At 73.5% G+C, this 14,865-nt stretch carries 14 protein-coding genes and 1 pseudogene; 3 read left to right on the forward strand and 12 right to left on the reverse strand.

The window, feature by feature from the left end; genetic code table 11:
* Window positions 1–134 precede the first annotated feature (134 nt).
* Window positions 135–1,454, reverse strand: coding sequence for a cytochrome P450 (locus E0F75_RS28060; RefSeq protein ID WP_229313745.1), 1,320 nt, complete (start codon window positions 1,452–1,454; stop codon window positions 135–137).
* Window positions 1,455–1,550: 96 nt separating this feature from the next.
* Here E0F75_RS28060 and E0F75_RS28065 point away from each other — a divergent pair, with 96 nt between their 5' ends.
* Entirely contained in the window at window positions 1,551–2,750 is a 1,200-nt protein-coding gene (locus E0F75_RS28065; protein ID WP_229313746.1) for a globin domain-containing protein, read from the forward strand.
* Between the two features lie 36 nt (window positions 2,751–2,786).
* Here the strand turns inward: E0F75_RS28065 and E0F75_RS28070 are convergent, their stop codons facing one another.
* The 3 genes from E0F75_RS28070 to E0F75_RS28080 all read right to left on the reverse strand — a co-directional run bounded on the left by E0F75_RS28070 (window position 2,787) and on the right by E0F75_RS28080 (window position 5,552).
* On the reverse strand, window positions 2,787–3,752 hold the full coding sequence (locus tag E0F75_RS28070; protein ID WP_229313747.1) for a nucleoside triphosphate pyrophosphohydrolase: 966 nt from the start codon (window positions 3,750–3,752) through the stop codon (window positions 2,787–2,789).
* Window positions 3,753–3,771: 19 nt separating this feature from the next.
* On the reverse strand, window positions 3,772–4,416 hold the full coding sequence (locus E0F75_RS28075) for a SurA N-terminal domain-containing protein (RefSeq protein WP_229313748.1): 645 nt from the start codon (window positions 4,414–4,416) through the stop codon (window positions 3,772–3,774).
* 80 nt (window positions 4,417–4,496) lie between these two features.
* A complete protein-coding gene (locus tag E0F75_RS28080) occupies window positions 4,497–5,552 on the reverse strand; it encodes a glycosyltransferase family 2 protein (protein ID WP_229313749.1) in 1,056 nt (351 codons plus the stop codon).
* A 126-nt stretch (window positions 5,553–5,678) separates the two neighbouring features.
* Here E0F75_RS28080 and E0F75_RS28085 point away from each other — a divergent pair, with 126 nt between their 5' ends.
* Window positions 5,679–8,171, forward strand: coding sequence for a YfhO family protein (locus E0F75_RS28085; RefSeq protein ID WP_229313750.1), 2,493 nt, complete (start codon window positions 5,679–5,681; stop codon window positions 8,169–8,171).
* Here E0F75_RS28085 and E0F75_RS28090 read toward each other — a convergent pair.
* The 4 genes from E0F75_RS28090 to E0F75_RS28105 all read right to left on the reverse strand — a co-directional run bounded on the left by E0F75_RS28090 (window position 8,161) and on the right by E0F75_RS28105 (window position 10,887).
* Window positions 8,161–8,649 (reverse strand): hypothetical protein, encoded by a 489-nt coding sequence (locus E0F75_RS28090; protein WP_229313751.1) that lies wholly within the window; start codon window positions 8,647–8,649, stop codon window positions 8,161–8,163. The genes E0F75_RS28085 and E0F75_RS28090 overlap by 11 nt on opposite strands.
* A gap of 114 nt (window positions 8,650–8,763) precedes the next feature.
* The gene (locus E0F75_RS28095) at window positions 8,764–9,291 is read right to left on the reverse strand and encodes a GNAT family N-acetyltransferase (protein ID WP_229313752.1); all 528 of its coding nucleotides are present in this window, start codon (window positions 9,289–9,291) and stop codon (window positions 8,764–8,766) included.
* Window positions 9,288–10,022 carry a DUF2625 domain-containing protein gene (locus E0F75_RS28100; RefSeq protein WP_229313753.1) on the reverse strand — a complete coding sequence of 245 codons (735 nt, stop codon included), beginning with the start codon at window positions 10,020–10,022 and terminating at the stop codon, window positions 9,288–9,290. The genes E0F75_RS28095 and E0F75_RS28100 overlap by 4 nt, the downstream gene beginning before the upstream one ends.
* A gap of 199 nt (window positions 10,023–10,221) precedes the next feature.
* Window positions 10,222–10,887 (reverse strand): TetR/AcrR family transcriptional regulator, encoded by a 666-nt coding sequence (locus E0F75_RS28105; RefSeq protein ID WP_229313754.1) that lies wholly within the window; start codon window positions 10,885–10,887, stop codon window positions 10,222–10,224.
* A 114-nt stretch (window positions 10,888–11,001) separates the two neighbouring features.
* Between E0F75_RS28105 and E0F75_RS28110 the strand changes: the two genes are divergently transcribed.
* Entirely contained in the window at window positions 11,002–11,445 is a 444-nt protein-coding gene (locus E0F75_RS28110) for a VOC family protein (protein ID WP_229313755.1), read from the forward strand.
* Here the strand turns inward: E0F75_RS28110 and E0F75_RS28115 are convergent.
* The 4 genes and pseudogenes from E0F75_RS28115 to E0F75_RS28130 all read right to left on the reverse strand — a co-directional run bounded on the left by E0F75_RS28115 (window position 11,442) and on the right by E0F75_RS28130 (window position 14,748).
* Window positions 11,442–11,900: an N-acetyltransferase gene (locus tag E0F75_RS28115; RefSeq protein ID WP_229313865.1), complete on the reverse strand. Its 459-nt coding sequence runs from the start codon at window positions 11,898–11,900 to the stop codon at window positions 11,442–11,444. The two genes, E0F75_RS28110 and E0F75_RS28115, sit on opposite strands and share 4 nt — an antisense overlap.
* A 132-nt stretch (window positions 11,901–12,032) precedes the next feature.
* Window positions 12,033–12,368: pseudogene (locus E0F75_RS28120) on the reverse strand (PPOX class F420-dependent oxidoreductase); the annotation flags it as partial.
* A 78-nt stretch (window positions 12,369–12,446) separates the two neighbouring features.
* On the reverse strand, window positions 12,447–13,718 hold the full coding sequence (locus E0F75_RS28125; protein ID WP_229313756.1) for a serine hydrolase: 1,272 nt from the start codon (window positions 13,716–13,718) through the stop codon (window positions 12,447–12,449).
* Window positions 13,719–13,851: 133 nt separating this feature from the next.
* Window positions 13,852–14,748, reverse strand: coding sequence for an alpha/beta hydrolase (locus tag E0F75_RS28130; RefSeq protein ID WP_229313757.1), 897 nt, complete (start codon window positions 14,746–14,748; stop codon window positions 13,852–13,854).
* Between the last annotated feature and the right edge of the window lie 117 nt (window positions 14,749–14,865).

Here is a 14,865-nt window from a genome sequence, read left to right on the forward strand (position 1 = left end):
TGACGACTGTGTGGACGACCCGAGTTGCCGAACGTGGCCGAATTACTCAACCACGTTGACGAACCGGGCTGACGGGGAAGGTAGCCGTATTCGAACGCTCATCACAAGTCGATGCACCCGCGATCACGTGAAGATCACAGTTCTGATGGCTCGTCACTTCGTGGAGGTCGTGCGGAAGGGGAGAACTCCACCGGAAGCGTGCGCAATCCGCGCATGATGAGCCCTCCGCGCCACCGCAGTTCCTCCGGATCGGCGGCAAGTCGCAGGTCCGGCAGCCGAGTCAGCAGGGTGGCGAGCGCGGTCTGTCCTTCGAGCCGCGCGAGCGGCGCGCCCAGGCAGTAGTGGATGCCGTGCCCGTACCCGAGGTGCTGGTTGTCGCGCCGGGCCAGGTCCAGGGTGTCCGGCCCGTCGAACCGCTCCGGGTCCCGGTCCGCGGCGGCGAGCACCACGAGGACGGGGTCGCCCGCCGGGATGTCCTGCCCGCCGATGGTCAGCGGCTCGGTCGCGTACCGCCAGGTGGCCATCTCCACCGGCCCGTCGAACCGCAGCAGCTCCTCGATCCCGGTCTCCAGGAGCCCGGTCTCCCCCGCCGCGATCGACGTCTGGAGCAGCTCGCGCTGCGCGGGGTGGCGCAGGAGCTGGTACATGCCGTTGCCGATGAGGTTGACGGTCGTCTCGAAGCCGGCGAAGAGAAGGATGAAGGCCATGGCGGCGGCCTCGTTCTCGGTGAGGTGCTCGCCGTGGTCGGAGGCCTTGATGAGCCCCGAGATGAGGTCGTCGGCCCCTTCCTGCCGCAGGCCTTCACGCTTCCGGTGGATCAGCTCGGCGAGATAGCCGCGCATCTTCTTCACCGACCGCGCGACCCCGCCGCGCGGGCCGCCGCCGTGCCGGATCATCATCCCGGCCCAGTCGCGGAAGTCGTCCTGGTCCTCCTCGGGCACGCCGAGCAGGTCGCAGATCGCGTAGATGGGGAGCGGGAAGGCGAACTCGTGGATGAGGTCCGCGCTCCCCTTCTCCACGAAGGAGTCGATGAGCCGGTCGGTCAACTCCTGCACGCGCGGGGTGAACTCGGCGACCCGGCGCGGGGTGAAGGCCTTCGAGACGAGCCGCCGCAGCCGGGTGTGGTCCGGCGGGTCGATGTTGAGCAGATGCGTCATCAGCTCGGCCTTGCGCTCGCCCGGAATGCCCGTCTTCCCCTTGGCGTGCGGGGACTCGTCGTGGTGCGCGGGGTTCTTGGAGAGCCGCTGGTCGGCGAGGGCCTGCCGGGCGTCCCCGTACCGCGTCACCAGCCAGGCTTCCACCCCGCTGGGCAGCGTCGTCCGGTGCACGGGCGCGTGCTCGCGGAGCCAGGCGTACGCGGGATACGGATCGCTCGCGAACTCCCAGGTGAAGAGCTCGGGCGCGGGGGGCGACACGGGGCAGGAGGCGGGACCGGTTCCGGGGGTGGTGCTCACTCCCCGACCGTACAGGGCGGTCCGGAAGGTGAGGTCTGTCGGATCCTGTGATCAAGAAGGGGGTGGTGCCCTAGATTCTTGTCAGTGGATCCTCAGATGCTCAGAAGCACGTTCGCGGTCGTCGAGAGACGGGCCGAACACGCCGTCACCTTCTTCTACTCGCATCTTTTCTGGAACAACCCCGCCATGCGCGAGCTGTTCCCCGAGGACATGCAGCCCCAGCGGGACCGGCTCTTCGCCGCGCTCACCCATGTGGTGACCCATCTGGAGTCTCCGGGCCTCGCCGAGTACCTGGGGCAGCTGGGCCGCGACCACCGCAAGTTCCTCGCCTCCCCCGCGCTCTACGCCGCCGTCGGGTCGAGCCTGCTCGCCGCCTTCGCGCACGCCGCCGGGGCCGCCTGGAGCCTGGAGGCCGAGAAGGCCTGGACCGAGGCGTACGGGCACGTCGCCGATCTGATGCTGGCGGGCGCCGAGGAGGCGGCCGGGGCCGGGGAGCCGGCCTGGTGGGACGCGGACGTCGTCCGGCACGAGCGGTACGGCGAGGACCTGGCCGTCCTCACCCTGCGGCCCCGGCAGCCCTTGCCCTTCCTCCCCGGCCAGTACGTCAGCGTCAGCTCGCTGCGCGTCCCGCGCGTCTGGCGCACCTACTCCCTCGCGGACGCGCCCCGCCCCGACGGCACGGTCGAACTCCATGTGAGCCGGATCCCGGGCGGCGCGATGAGCACGGCCCTCGTCGACGAGACGGGTCCGGGCGAGACGCTGCGGCTGAGCGCGCCCGGCGGCGGCCTCACCGCGTGCACGGAGCCGGGCGGACTCCGTACGTACATATGCGCGGGTACGGGCTGGGCGCCGGTGAAGGCGCTCCTCTCCGAGGCGGCGGAGGCCGAGCCGGAGCTGAAGGGCCGGCTGTTCGTGGTGGCGCGCGCGAAGGAACATCTGTACGGCCGGCGGGACGCGGAGCGACTGAAGAAACGTCTCAGCGGACTCAGCGTCACCTACATCACCTCGGCCCCCGGCCACCGCAAGGACCAGGCGACCGAACGGCTCCTCCAGGCACTGCGGGCCTGCGTCCACTGGCCCTCGCACGACGTCTACCTCGCCGGCCCGCCCGGCTTCCTGACGGAGGTCGCGGAGACGCTGATGGAGCTGGGCACCGACCCGTACCGGATCCGCCACGACACCCTGCAGCCCGTGGGCCGCTTCACCGCCCGCCCGAACACCGCGGCGGAACGCCTCCTGGGCCCGCCGCCCCCGCTCTGGCACAACCCGGGGGCCCGGGTGCCGCGCGAGCTGTAACGCCTGCCGCCGGCGCCCTGAGCCGGCCGCGAACGGCTACGCCTTCACACCCTCCGCCGCGCGGATCGCCTCCCGGTACGCCCGGGCCGCCGCGCGCAGCGCCGCCTCCGGGTCCACGCCCTCCGCCTCCGCGCGGACCGCGAGGGCGAGCAGGTCGTAGCCGATGCCCCGCTCCGCCGGGAGGGCCACGTCGAGACCCGCCGCCCGCGCCCGGCCGCCGAGCTTCGCGGCGAGCGCGAGCCCCGGCTGGCCCAGCGGCACACCGTCCGTCACGGACTCCCGCTGCTTCTCGATCGCCTTGGTACGCAGCCAGTGGGCCCGTACGTCATCCGGCGTCTCCGCCGTCGCGTCCCCGAAGACATGCGGGTGCCGGTGGATCAGCTTCTCGACGAGGGCGCCGGCGACGTCGTCCACGGAGAAGGGATCGTCCGGGTCCTCCTCGGCGATCCGGGCGTGGAAGACCACCTGCAGGAGGACGTCCCCGAGCTCCTCGCGCAGCGCGTCCCGGTCATCGTCCTCGATCGCCTCGACGAGCTCGTACGCCTCCTCGATGCCGTACTTGATGAGCTCCTTGTGCGTCTGCCGCGAGGACCACGGGCACTCGCGCCGGATGCGGTCCATGATCTGCACGAGGTCGAGGAGCCGGGCGCCGGGCAGGTCGTACGAGCCGGGCAGCAGTTCCAGGTCGGGCATCGTGAGGCGGCCCGAGCCGGCGAGCCGGGCGAGACCGTCGGTCAGCGCCCGGTCGCCCTCGCCGGAGGGCAGCAGCAGGACCGTACGGCCTCCTGCGCACGCCTCGACGAGCTCCTCGGCGGTGGGCCGGAGGTGCTCGACGGCGATCCCGGCCTCCCGCAGGTACGGCAGCTGGGGGTGGTGCTCGTCGGGGCAGAGCACCCGGTCCGCGGCGCCCAGCGCCTGCCAGGCGGGCCAGGACAGCAGTCCGGGTGCCACGCGGTGGCTGGCGGTGAGCAGAACGATGCGGCCGGGGCTCTCAGATGTCACCCCTTGAACCTACTCCGCCTCACGCACCGGCCGGGACGGCCCCCGGGTCCTGGGTGAGCTGCCGCAGCCAGGGCGCGGTGGTGTTGCCGAGCCGGACCTGGGCGTCGTCCCAGGCGCCGTAGCGCGGGTTCACATCGATGGCGAGGTCCTTGGAGGCGGCGGAGAAGACCTCCGTCAGCTTCCGCTGGCCCTCGGGGGTGTCCGTGACGCCCAGCTTGGCGGCGATCTTGTTCATGAGGACGTTGCGGCGGACGACGTCGTCGATCTGGCCGGGCGCCACGCCCTGCTCCTGGAGGAGGACGTCGGCGAGCCGGTCCTCGCCGCCGCTCTCGCGGACGAACGCGGTCCTGGTCTCCTGGAGCTCGGCGCGGGTGACCCCGACGCCGTTGTCCGCGGCGACCTTGTCGACGACCCGGTCGAAGATCATGACGTTGAGCTTGCGGCGGGGCAGGTCACCGGTGGCCTGGACGAGCTGGGCGGCCTGCGGGGAGCGCTCCTGGGCGGCGCGCACGTCCTTCACCTGTGCCTGCAGGCTGGAGACGTCGATCCGTTCGCCGCCCACGACGGCCGCCGCTCCTGGGTGGGCGTCACTGCCGCAGGCGGTGAGCAGCGGGGCCGCGGCGAGCAGTGCGGCGGAGACGGTGAGCGCAGTGCGGCGGTGCAAAGGAGCCTCCCGGGCTGGTCGTGCGTCAGTTGAACGACCTTGCGGTGATCGATGTTAGGGAGTCGCCCGGGCCGGAGCCACTACTTCGGTGCGACTGATTCCCACAACGACTCACCGGCACGCCGGGTGTCGGCCGGTACCGGTCCCGTGTCCGCCCCCTCGCGCGCCCCTTCGTACGTCCCTTCGTACGCCCCTTCGTACGTCCCTTCGTACGCCCCCTCGTGGGTCTCCTTGACCAGGTAGTGCGGCCGTCGCTTGACCTCGTAGTAGATGCGGCCGACGTACTCGCCGATCAGTCCGACCATCACCATCTGCACGCCTGCGAGGGCGGTGACGGCGACGAGGAGGGTCACGTAGCCGGGAGTGTCGACGCCGTTGACCAGCGCGTCCCCGACGATCCAGGCCGCGTAGCCGAGGGCGACGAGGACGAGCAGGAAGCCGAGGTGGACGGCGGCCCTGAGCGGCTTGTTGTTGAAGGAGAGGAGACCGTCGAGGCCGTAGTTGAGGAGCTTGCCGAAGGTCCACTTGGAGCGGCCCTCCTCGCGGACGGCGTTCTCGTACGAGAACGTGGTCGTCCGGAAGCCGACCCAGGAGAAGAGGCCCTTGGAGAAGCGGTTGTACTCGCCGAGGCCGAGGATCGCGTCGACGGTACGGCGCGACAGGAGCCGGAAGTCCCCGACGCCGTCGACGAGCTCGACGTCGACGAGCCGGTTGATCGCCCAGTAGTAGAGGCGGGCGGTCAGGGTGCGGGTGACGCGGTCGCCCTCGCGGGTGCGGCGGGCGACGACCTGGTCGTACCCCTCGGAGTGCAGCGCGACCATGCGGTGCACGAGCTCGGGCGGGTGCTGGAGGTCGGCGTCCATGATCACGACGGCGTCGCCGGCCGCCTTGCGGAGGCCGGCCAGCATCGCCGCCTCCTTGCCGAAGTTCCGGCTGAAGGAGACGTACCGGACGTGGTGGGAGTCGCGCGCGGCGAGCTCCTGGAGAAGCGGGAGCGTCCCGTCCCGGCTTCCGTCGTCGACGTAGACGATCTCGAACTCGCCGTCCAGCTTGGCGAGTTCAGTGGTCACGTGGTCGTGGAAGCGGGCGAGGACGTCTTCCTCGTTGAAGCACGGGACGACGATCGAGAGCAGCACGCCGACCACGACAACGGAGTCCGGTGTCCCGGTCGGTCCCCATGAATGGCGTTCAGGCGACCATTGCATGAACTGGGTCGCGGGGAACGGTTTTTCCCGGTCGGGCGCTGGCATATTCGACGGGTCATGCCGAACGCCACTCGAACGCCGGGCTCCACGCCACCCGCCCTCACGCCCACCACCGTGGGCACCGCGACCCGGCTCACGGCCGAGGGCCCGCGCTCCCTGCTCCTCGCCGCGCTGCTCACCGTGCTCGCCGTCTGCGGCGGCGACGCCGTCGCCCGGGTCTTCCCCTTCGGGCCGCGCCACCGGGCCGTCAACGACCTCGCGAACCAGTTCGTGCCGTTCCACGCGCACCTGTGGGACCTGCTGCGCGGCCGGGCGGACGGCGGTCTGCTGCTCGACTGGCAGGCGGGCTGGGGCACGAGCTTCCTCCCCGACTACGGCACCTATGTGTCGAGCCCCTTCGCACCGCTGGTCGCGCTCTTCCCGCGGGGGGACATCGAGTACGCGGTGTACGCGATCACCGTCCTGAAGACGGCGGTCGCGGCGGCGGCCATGACGTACCTCCTGCGCCGCCTCGGCCCCGGCACCTGGTGGTGGGCCTCGGTCCTCGGCGCCTCGTACGCGCTCTGCGGCTGGTCGCTCGCGGAGGGCACGTACAACCCGATGTGGCTGGACGGTCTGATCGCCTTCCCGCTGCTCTGCCTGGTGGGCGAGTGGGTACGGGAGGCCAGACGGCCGCTGCTCGGGCCGCTGGTGGTCGCGGTCTGCTGGGTGGCGAACTTCTACACGGCGTACATGGCGACGATCGGGGCGGCACTGGTCCTGGTGGTGCGGCTCGCGACGGCGGACCGGCCGGCGGACGTCCTGACGTCCCCGGCGCGGGAGGCCGCCACCGGCACCGCTGCCGGCGGCGGTGCGGGGCGCGGTGCCGTCCGTACGCTGCTGCGGGCCGGGCTGACGACCGGGATCGGGATCGCCCTCGCGGCGCCCGTCCTGGTCCCCGTCTTCCTCGGTTCGCGTCACGCCCACCCGGGCCTGGTGAGGGAGTTCGACCCGGCGCCCGCCACGGACGTCCTCGCCCGGCTGCTCCCCGTGACGTACAGCTTCTCGACCCCGGCGGCCTTCGTCTCCACGGCGGTGCTGCTGCTCGTCGCCGCGCTGCTGTTCCGCCGTGAGATCCCCGGCCGGGAACGGTGGCTGTGGGCGGGCCTGTGCGTGGCCGTCCTGGCCTCGATGCAGTGGGGTCCGACGCACCTCCTGTGGCACGCCTTCGCCACCCCGAACGGCAGCCCGTACCGCCAGACCTTCGTCCTCTCCGGCGTCCTCGTCCTCGCCGCGTGGACCGGCTTCGCCCACGGCCTCCCGGACCGCCGGGCGCTGCTCGGCGGGACGGCGGTGGTCACGGCCCTGTCCCTGGGATCGCTCCCGAGCCCCTTCCTCACTCCCTGGGCACTCGTCCTCACGGCCGTGGGCCTGGTGGCGGTGGCGGGCGCGCTGCTGCTCCCGCGCCGGGGCCGGTACGGGGTACTCGCCGCGCTGCTGGTCGTCGGCACCGTGGTCGGCCAGGCGGCGGCGACGACCGCGTACGCCGACCGCGAGCGGCCGGCCCGGCTCGACGACTACCCGCCGTGGGGCGCCGAGCAGCAGCGGCGGGCGGACGCCCTGGCGGAGGCGGACGGCTGGCCCGCGTACCGCACGGACGCCGGTCTGCCCCGGGTGGCGGGCAACGATCCGCTGCTCCTGGGCGGCCAGGGCGCCGCGTACTACAGCAGCCACACCCCGGCGGTCCTGACGGAGACGCTGACCGCGCTGGGCGGCGGCTGGACGTCACGGGGCCGGAACCTGCTGAGCCTGGACAACCCGGTGACGGACGCGCTGTTCGGGGTGGGGGCGAGGTGGCGGGACGGGGAGGTGGTCCGCGCGGAGCCGTCGGCGCCACCGCTGCCGCTGGTGACCGTACGGCCGCCGGGCCCGGCCCCGGCGTACGGCAGGTCCCCCTTCCGCAACCAGGAACTCCTGCTGGGCACGCGGGTGTACGAGGCTCCGCGGGCGGGCGGTGCGTGCCGGGTCGGCACGGAGGTCTTCCTCTGGGCCCCGGACGCGACGGGCACGGCCCGCCTCGGCACGTACGAGACGCGGCTGCTCGGCGGCCGGCCGAAGCGGCTGGCGGCGCTGACGTCCCTGGGCACGCAGCAGCGGGAGGGGGCGAAGCCCCAGGTACCGCGCGGCGGGAAGGCCGAGATCGGCTGCCTGGACCACGACCGCCTGCGCACGGCCGTGGCGGGGCTCCGCTCCCGGGCGGCGACGAGGGTCGACGTCCGCTCCGACGGCCTGACGGCCACGCTGCCGCCGGGCACGAAGGGCACGGCGGTGGTGGCCGCCCCGAGGATCGCGGGCTGGCGGTGCGAGGGCGGCAAGGCGGGTTCGTACGGCGGCCTGCTTGCCCTCGACGTCCGTCCGGGTACGACCACCGTGACCTGCGACTTCCGCCCGCCGGGCCTACGGGCGGGCCCGGCGGCGGGGGCGGCGGGCGCGCTGCTGCTCACCGCGTCCCTGTGGCTCGGCGCCAGGACCCGCCGGAGGGCGGAGGGGTCGACGCCGCTCAGCCCGTGACCGCGACGATGCGCCAGCCCACCGCACCCGAGGCTCCGGCCCGGCCCGTGACGGCGAGGGGGAGCTCGGCGGGCGCGCTCGTGATCCGGTGCGTCACGGGAACGCCGTCGCAGGGCACGGCCTTGGTCTCCTCGCCGCCGACGACGGGCACGACCGTGCCTTCGCCGGCGCAGACGACGGCCAGCTGGTAGGCGGACCCCTTCGTCAGCCGGGACCGGTGGTGCACCCCGTCCTCCACCCGCTCGACCCCGGACTCCACGAACTCGGCAGCGTCCGGGGAGACCGTGTCCAGGACGTCCTTGACGCGCTTCTCCTGCGCGGCGGCCGCCGCTGTGCCGCGGCTCGTGGGCGTGGAAGCGGTGGGCGAGGCGGGCTGGGTCGATGCCGGGGCGGGCCCCGGCCCGGTGCACCCGACGGCCCCGATCGAAAGAAGCCCGAGCGCGGCCCCCGTCGACAGATACGCGCGCATTCTGGTCATCAGTGGTCTCCCCGTGGTCGAACGTTCCCGACCAGCGACGTTAGGTCACATCCCGTGGCCGACGAAAGGCAATTCGACTTCTCTGAGGAAGAGTTGAGGAACCGGCGGCGGCTGTCAGTCCGACACCCGCCTCTCCCACCTGACCTCGCCGTCCTCTACCCGGTCCGTGCGGGTGAGGCCGGCCGCGGCGGCGACGGACGCCGACGCCGTGTGGTCCGGGTGGACATGGGCCACGATCGTGCGCGCTCCGTGCTCCACGAGCAGGGCGACCAGGCCCTCGGCCGCCTCCCGTGCGATGCCCCGGCCCTGCCATTCCGTGCCGATCACCCACGCGACCTCCGCGACCCGTCCGTCCTCCGTGACCGTCGCCTGTACGGTCCCGGTCAGCCGGTCCTCGGCGCGGAGGCGGACCACCCAGTTACCCCAGAGCGTCCCGGGGTCGGGCGAGCCGGCCGCCAACCGCTCGTACCGGGCGCGCAGTTCGGACGGGGTCAGCGGGGCGCCGCCGATGAAGGTGTGCAGGGCGGGGTCGGCGAGGACCCCCGCCATCTCCTCGGCGTGCGCGACGGCGAGCGGGACGAGGTCCAGGCGGGAGGTCCGTACCGTACGTGCGGTCACCCCGCTCCCCTCCCCCGCGGTCATACGTTCCCCAGGAAGCCGGGGTCGCTCTCGTCGAGCCCCACGCTCGTCTCCCGCTCGAAATCCAGGAGTTCCGTCATCGTCACGACGCGGCGGCTGGTCGCGGCCAGGTCCTGGTGCGCTTCCGCCGACCACAGCGGCGGGTAGAGGGTGAGCCCCCGGTCACCGTCCAGCCGGCGGACCTCGTCCTGCCAGCCGGGCCAGCGCAGATCCGCGTAGAACTCCTCCGTGCCGCCGGACAGCATCCACGACAGCCAGGCCCCGTATCCGGCACCCAACGCCTCCCAGCTCAGCGAGTCCGGCGCGAAGTACACCATCTCGCCGGGCTGCCCCGGCAGCCCGACCCGGTCCGCGGGCCCGCCCTGGAGGACGAACACCCCGCCGAGTACGTCGTGGGCCACGACGAGCCCGGCGTCGGGCCGCCACCCCGGATCGGCCGTCGCGTCCGCGGGGAAGTCGTTGACCCGGGCGAGCGACGGCAGCCGTCGGTCGTTGTCGGCGGCCGGGCTGCCGTACACCCGCAGCCAGCCGTCGTCGACGAACGCCCCACCGCTGTGGAAGACGAACGCCCCCAGGAACGACCGCACGGTCACCTGCGTCCGCAGCAGCGCGGCCGCGCCCCGCGTCGCGTCGGCGTCCAGCACCTCGACGGGCACGGGCGCGGCTCGCAGCTTCTCGCCGAGGACCGGCCATGCCGGGTCCTCGACCTCGATCAACTCGCTCAGTTCAGGCACCGGGGCATGCTCGCACGCCCACCGGCAGGGTGGCCGCATGACGACCGGCCGGCGACTCCCCGGCCGGGCGGCTTCCCGACCGGGCGGCTTCCCGACCCGGCGGCTTCCCGACCCGGCGGCTTCCCGACCCGGCGGCTTCCCGACCCGGCGGCTTCCCGACCCGGCGGCTTCCCGACCGGGCGGCGAAGCCCCCGCGCGCTCACGCCCCCGCGCGGCGCATCCCCGCCAGCAGCCCGTCCAGCGCCGCCACCGTCCGCTCCAGCGCCTCCGCCGACGTCGCGCTGTCGCCCCTCGCCAGCCACAGTGCCGCCTCGTTCATCGCGCCCGACAGCAGCCGCGCCAGCGGTTCCACCGGCTGCTCGGCGACGATGCCCGCCTCCACGAGCCCCTCCAGCGCCTCCGTCAGGTGCCGCGCCGAGGACTCCTCGTCCAGGGCACGCCACTCCTCCCACCCCAGGACCGTCGGCGCGTCGACCAGCACGATCCGCCGTACGGCCGGGTCGGAACCGGCCGCCAGGAAGGCCCGGCAGCCGGCCCGCAGCTGCTCCCAGAGGTCGGCCTGTTCGTCGGCCGCCGCCGCGACCCGGTCCCCCAACTCCCCCTGGACCTCGGCGACCACCGCCCGGAACAGTCCCGCCTTGCTCTCGAAGTGGTGGTAGGCCGCCCCCTTGGTGACCCCCACCGCCCGGGCCACCTCCGCGAGCACCACCCCGTGGTACCCGTCCTCGGCGAACCGTCGCCGTCCCTCCGCGAGGAGCGCCCGCCTCGTCGCCGCCCGCTGCTCGGCCCGGAGGCCCTGGGCGCCGCCAGGTCCTGCCGCACCGCCGGCTGCCGCCCGGTCGCCCGCCGCCTGCTCGTCCGGCATCGCCGCACACCACCCTTCCTCTTCCGCATACCCGGGGTATGTTAGCTCTCATCACTCACATACCCTGAGTATGTGAAACCGGAGCGAGCGACGCACGACGAGGAGAGCCACCCCATGACGACCGGACGACTCAGCAGCTTCTACCCCGTGATCTGCACCCGCGACGTCGCCGCCTCCCGCGACTTCTACACCCGCCACCTCGGCTTCACGACGACCTTCGAGGCCGACTGGTACGTGAGCCTGCACCGCCCCGACGCGCCCCAGTACGAGCTCGCGCTCCTCGACCACAGCCACCCGACCCTCCCCGAGGGCCACCGCATCCCCACCCGGGGCGGTCTGCTCCTCAACTTCGAGGTCGAGGACGTCGACGCGGAGCACCGCCGCCTGATCGGCGAGGCCGGTCTCCCCGAGCTCCTCCCCCTCCGCACCGAGGACTTCGGCCAGCGCCACTTCATCCTCGGCGCGCCCGACGGCGTACTGATCGACGTCATCACCACGACCCCGCCGACCGGGGAGTACGCCGCCCAGTACACCTCCACCGCCCCGGACCGGGCCTAGGCGGCGGCAGCGGCGGCGGCCTCCACGCCCAGCGCCGCCACGATCTCCTCGTCCTGGCGGTCACCGGTGGGCGTGAAGCCGAGGCCCGCGTAGAGGCGCGCGGCGGGGGTGTTCGCGGGGTGGTACGAGAGCCGTATCTCCCGGCAGTCCGGGAGCGCGGCGAGGCGACCGAGCAGGGCCCGCAGCGCGGCGCGGCCGATGCCCTTGCCCTGTTCGGCGGCGTCGACGACCATGCCGCCGATCCAGTGGGTGCCGTCCTCGTCGTCGTACGCCCACATGAGGTGGCCGACGACCTCGTCCCCGGCGCGGACCGCGAGGGAGTTCCAGAGCCCGCCCCGCTGGGAGAGCAGCAGATAGCGCGCGCCGAGCGCCGCGACGAACCTGCGCTGGTCGTCGGCGGGAGCGACGTCGGCGACGCCCCGCCAGTTCTCGTCCGTGATCTCCTCCAGGACCACGGGCCGGCCGTCCCGCCGGCCGTCCTGCCGGTCGGCGGGCGCCTCCGGCGGCCCGGCAGCCCTGGTGGCGCTGCCGAGGATCTTGGTCGGCGTGATGCGGACGACCACGCGGACCTCTTCCGGCGGAGCCTCCGCGTACTCCTTGCCGCCGCCCGGACCGAGGTACTCCTCGGCGATGCGGACGGCCACCGCCCGGCCGGTGTCCTCGGTGACGGTGGCCGTGCCGCGTATCTCGACGTACAGGTCGGGGTCGGCGGGGTCGAAGACCGTCAGGCCGACGCGCGGGTCCCGGAGCATGTTCAGCGCCTTGCGCCGGCCCTGGGTGGTGGAGATCAGCAGCTCCCCGCCGTCGCGGCCGACCCACACCACCGAACTCTGCGGTGCGCCGTCGGGGTTGAGGGTGGCGAGCACGGCCATGTGCGGGGCGTCGAGCAGGCCGCGTACGGCGTCGTTCATCTCAAGGGACATGCTGGGGAGGCTATGCGGGCGCCCGGGGAGGCGCACCGGAATTCCCGGGGCGGCTCGGCGTCCTTCCGCCGCACACGGCTACGTACCGCAGAGGGACCGGTCGTACAGCGTCTCCAGGGCCGTGTCGATGGGGTGGGGCTGCGGGGTTCCCTCCGCGCTCCGGGGGTTCCAGCGCTGGAGGTTGACCGCCATCGACATCTGTCGGCCGCCGTCCGCCCGGGTCAGGGAGATCGTGCCGGCTCCCCAGACCGAGCCGTCGTGGCCCCAGAACGTGCCGCAGCCGGGGACGACGACCTTGTGCAGGCCCAGTCCGTACTCGATCATCGTCCCGTCCAGGGCGCGGACCGGGACCGTGCGCTGCATCTGCGCCAGGGACGACCGGCTGACGATCCGGCCGTCGAGCAGCCGCGCGTAGAAGCGGTTGAGGTCGTCCATGGTGGAGACGAGGGCGGCCCCCGTGCCCGTCCACGACATGTTGTAGACGCTGTAGTCGCGCGGCGGTTCGAGCAGGCCCCACAGCGACTCGTACATGCGCGCGTGCGGCCCGTCGATCGTCGGCCCGTCCGGGAACCCGGTGTGCCGCAGCCCCGCGCGGTCGATGACGTGACGGGTGATGTAGCGCTCGGCGGTGGTTCCGGTGACCCGCTCCAGGAGTTGGCCGAGCAGCAGCCAGTTGGTGTTGGAGTAGACGCCCGTGGGGCCGCCGGGCTCGCCCGCGGGCGGCGCCGCGAGTCCCAGCGCGATCAGCTCGGCCGGCCGGAACTCGCGGAACCGGTTGTCGTCCAGGCTGGTGGGCGAGTTCCGCTGGAGGGAGGGGAAGGCGTACGGGATGTAGTCGGGGATGCCGCTCGTGTTGTTGAGGAGCATCCGGACGGTGATCCTCCTCCCCCGCTCCCCCGGTACGAGGTCGGGCAGATAGGCGCCGACGGGCGCGTCGAGCCGGATCCGGCCCCGCTCGACCTGCTGCATGACGGCCGCGGCGGTGAAGGTCTTGGTGATGCTGCCGACGCGTTGGCGCATGTCGGGACTCACGGGCCGTCCGGTGGCGAGGTCGGCGACCCCGGAGGCCCCGCGCCAGGTCCGGCCGGCGTCCCGCACCTCGCCGAACACGCCGGGGACGCCCGCCCGGTGGACGTCGTCCATGGCGGTGCGCAGCCGTGCGGGCTCGACGCGGGTCGGCGTCGCCTTCGTCCCGGCCGTCGTGCCGGCCGTCGTCCCGGCCGTCGTCCCGGCCGTCGTCCCGGCCGTCGTCGTGTGCGGGGCGGGGGCGGCCGCCACCGTGCCGGCGCAGGCGGTGAGCGCGGCCACTCCCGCGATCAGGGAGAGGCGGATCTTCGATCGGAGTGTCACGGCGTACGTACTCCTTCGGAGGTGCGGGACGGGGTGCGGGGGGTGCGGGGGATGCGGGTGGTGCGGGGGATGCGGGTGGTGCGGGGGCGGGTGCGCTCGGGGCTCATCCGGCCGGGGCTCATCCGGCCGGGGCTCATCCGGCCAGGGCTCGGCGCAGGACGGCGCCGAGTTCGGCGTTCTGCCGCTGCGAGACCTCGGCGGAGAGGATCGCCTGCGAACCGTGGAAGGTGCCGGGCCACTGGTGGATCTCGACCGACACCCCCGCCTGGAGCAGGCGCAGCGCGTACGCGAGGCCCTCGTCGCGGTTCGGGTCGAACTCGGCGGTGGCGAGGTAGGCCGGCGGCAGGCCGGTCAGGTCCTCCGCGCGGGCCGGGGCGGCGTACGGGGTGGCGGGGCCGCCGCCCAGGTAGTGCTGCCACGAGGCCAGGCCCTTGGCCCGGTAGAACCACGGTGTGTCGGTGAAGTTCACCGCCGACCAGGAGTCCTGCCGGTCGTCGAGCCCCGGCTGGTTGAGCAGCTGGAAACGGATCGCCGGCCCCTGCCGGTCGCGGGCCCGCAGGGTCACCGCGGCAGCGAGGTTGGCGCCGGCGCTGTGGCCGCCGATCGCGATGCGGTCCGGCTCGACGCCGAGTTCGGCCGCGTGTCCGACGGCCCACTCCAGCACGGCGTACGCGTCGTCCAGGGCGGCCGGGTAGGGGTGTTCGGGGGCGAGCCGGTAGCCCACCGAGATCACCACCGCGCCGGAAGAGGCCGCGATCCGGCCGGCCCACGGGTGTTCGGTGTCCAGATCGCCCATCAGGAATCCGCCGCCGTGCAGCCAGACGACGGCGCCCCGGGCCCCGTGCGGGCGGTAGACCCGTACCGGCACGGGCGGGTCGGCGGGAACCGTGTGGTCCTCGACGTCCATGTCCGTGGTGTCGGGGGCCGGTACGGCGGCGGCCAGTTGGGCGAAGTTCTTCCGCGCGGTGACCGGGTCGGTGAGGTCGGTGCGGGGGAAGAACGGTACGAAGGCTTCGAGTTCGGGGTCCATGACGGTCATCCTCGGGGAGCCGCCCGCGCCGGGTCGTCCGCCGTCCGTCGGGCATCGGGGGCCGATCGCGCGCCGATCGGCGCCCGGGTCCCGCTGGCCCGTCCTCCTATCCTGCTG

Source organism: Streptomyces sp. CB02980, from assembly GCF_014451325.2.
Taxonomy (GTDB): Bacteria; Actinomycetota; Actinomycetes; order Streptomycetales; family Streptomycetaceae; genus Streptomyces.

Coding starts and splice junctions, on each gene's coding strand:
- E0F75_RS28065 (WP_229313746.1), top strand. CDS start 1,551: ATGCTCAGAAGCACGTTCGCGGTCGTCGAGAGACGGGCCGAACACGCC.
- E0F75_RS28085 (WP_229313750.1), top strand. CDS start 5,679: ATGCCGAACGCCACTCGAACGCCGGGCTCCACGCCACCCGCCCTCACG.
- E0F75_RS28090 (WP_229313751.1), bottom strand. CDS start 8,649: ATGACCAGAATGCGCGCGTATCTGTCGACGGGGGCCGCGCTCGGGCTT.
- E0F75_RS28095 (WP_229313752.1), bottom strand. CDS start 9,291: ATGACCGCGGGGGAGGGGAGCGGGGTGACCGCACGTACGGTACGGACC.
- E0F75_RS28105 (WP_229313754.1), bottom strand. CDS start 10,887: ATGCCGGACGAGCAGGCGGCGGGCGACCGGGCGGCAGCCGGCGGTGCG.
- E0F75_RS28110 (WP_229313755.1), top strand. CDS start 11,002: ATGACGACCGGACGACTCAGCAGCTTCTACCCCGTGATCTGCACCCGC.
- E0F75_RS28130 (WP_229313757.1), bottom strand. CDS start 14,748: ATGGACCCCGAACTCGAAGCCTTCGTACCGTTCTTCCCCCGCACCGAC.